The sequence below is a fragment of the Nonomuraea sp. 3N208 genome (genome assembly GCF_052245935.1).
In the GTDB taxonomy this organism is placed as follows: Bacteria; Actinomycetota; Actinomycetes; order Streptosporangiales; family Streptosporangiaceae; genus Nonomuraea.
Genome location: NZ_JBQQBR010000132.1, coordinates 1 through 1882, shown reverse-complemented (window position 1 = coordinate 1882; position 1882 = coordinate 1). Strand labels below are relative to the sequence as shown.

The following is a 1882-nucleotide window of genomic DNA, read 5'->3' as shown; positions in this document are numbered from 1 at the left end:
AACCGGCTCGTCGGCATCCTCCACGGATGCCTCAAAACCCACACCCACTACGACCAAGCAACCGCATGGTCACACCGGCAACACGACCTCGCCGCTTGACATTCCGGCTCCAGGGATGTCTGTCCGGCGTTGAGGCGGTCATGACTGGCGGGTCTCCTCATCGGTGGGGACAGCGGGGACAGCCAGCAAGATCTGGTGTCCCTCATGGGCGTGGGTATTGGTACTGGTCGGGGTGTGGTCAGGGACGCCGGGGACGCCGGGGACGCCGGGGACACTGGCCGGGGGCGGTGTGCCGGGCAGGCGGAAGTGGCCGGTGGCGTTGACGCAGAGCTGGCCGTCGGCGTTCATGCGCTGGCCCGTCTTGCGGACGTTCTCGTAGGACAGCCCGGTGGCCTCGGCGATGGCCTTGGGTGTGCTGTTGGGGTGCTGGCGGACATGGCGGGCGATGGAGGCTCTGGTGTCGGACAGGGTGTGGTCTTCGGGTGGGCCGTCCAGCAGGTGCCAGATGCCGGCGGCGGGCTGGAAGGCCATGGCGTATTCGGCCTCTTCGACGTCGCGGCCGGTGACGTGCAGGACGCCGTCGGCGGTGCCTCGGGCGCGTTTGAGGACGAGGGTGGCGTCTGCGGCACCGGCCAGGCCGTTGGTGCCGGAGACCTCGGCGAGGAAGTCGTCGGAGGCCATCTTGCGGACGTGGTGGATCAGGACGACGGCCACGCCGTAGGTGTCGGCCAGGCGCTTGGCGCGGCTCATGGCGGCGTAGTCGGCGTCGTAGGCGGACAGGCCGGGTGGGGTGGTGCCGCGGATCTTGGCGAACACGTCGATGACCACCAGGCGGGCGTTCGGGTGGCGGTCCAGCCAGCGGGCGATGGCATCCTCGCCGCCCTGCGGGAGGGTAGGGCGGGTGGTGGCCAGGGTCAGGTCGCGCGGTGCGGGCTGGCTGCTGAGGATCTTGCCCATGCGGTTCTGCAGGCGGCGGGCGGTGTCCTCCAGTGCGAGGTAGAGCACCGGGCCGGGCTCGAGTTCGATGGCTTCCAGGGCCTTGGCGCCGCTGGCGACGGCGATGCCCAGGCCGAGGCTGAGCCAGGACTTGCCGACCTTGGGCGGGCCCGCGAGCAGGCTGAGTCCCTCGGCGATGACGCCGGGGACGGCCCAGCGGGGCTCGGGGAAGGTCATGGCCATCAGCTCGTCGGCCGTCCACGAGGTGCGGAACCGTGTCGGGGCTGTCCCCGGCGCGGCGGTGCGGCCGTCGCCGGAGATCAGGCGGAGGTGGGTGGAGCGGTCGTTCTGGGTCATGCGGCCACCGTTCGGGGGCTTGCCAGTGATGCCGCACGTTCCCCGGCCGAACTGATCGGTAGCGGTCCACGAGTAGAAACCATCGGCGTCGCGGTGCACACCTACATGACAGTCACGCGCGGTAGCACGTCAGAAGAGGACAATGGGAGGCGACCCAAGCTGTCCGCCCCCGTGTCCGCCTCTCCCCTTGGAGGTGCGCTGGACGAGTGACCACACCCCCGTCTGGGCCACCAGGCTGCTCTCAGCCCGTACGACCCGAGGCTGGTCACAACGGGATCTGGCCCGAGAACTGATCAAGGTGTCAGACAAGCACCTCCCCGAACTGGCCAGCATCATCCGGCGGATCCGGGGCCACGAAACCGGCGAACACCGGCCGGACGCCTTCTACACCAAGCTCTACTGCAAGGCGTTCGGCCTGACGGAAGACCAGTTGTTCGGCACCGTCATCAAGCCGGTCCCCGCCCTAGTGCCGCGTCAGGCCACGTTCGCCCTGTTGACGATCTTCCGTAGGCGGGGGTTGTCGGTGTTGCGGTTTCGCCAGGCGATGTAGCGGCGGATCATGCTGCCCTGCTCGCGGTGGCTGGCATGG

General features: G+C 69.2%; 2 protein-coding genes. One reads left to right on the top strand and one right to left on the bottom strand.

The window, feature by feature from the left end; genetic code table 11:
- Nucleotides 1-138: 138 nt before the first annotated feature.
- On the bottom strand, nucleotides 139-1293 hold the full coding sequence (locus ACTWPT_RS59810; protein WP_443186445.1) for an AAA family ATPase: 1155 nt from the start codon (nucleotides 1291-1293) through the stop codon (nucleotides 139-141).
- Between the two features lie 193 nt (nucleotides 1294-1486).
- On the opposite strand from ACTWPT_RS59810, the gene ACTWPT_RS59805 reads away from it, so the two are divergent.
- Nucleotides 1487-1843 carry a helix-turn-helix domain-containing protein gene (locus ACTWPT_RS59805; protein ID WP_443186444.1) on the top strand — a complete coding sequence of 119 codons (357 nt, stop codon included), beginning with the start codon at nucleotides 1487-1489 and terminating at the stop codon, nucleotides 1841-1843.
- Nucleotides 1844-1882: the final 39 nt, after the last annotated feature.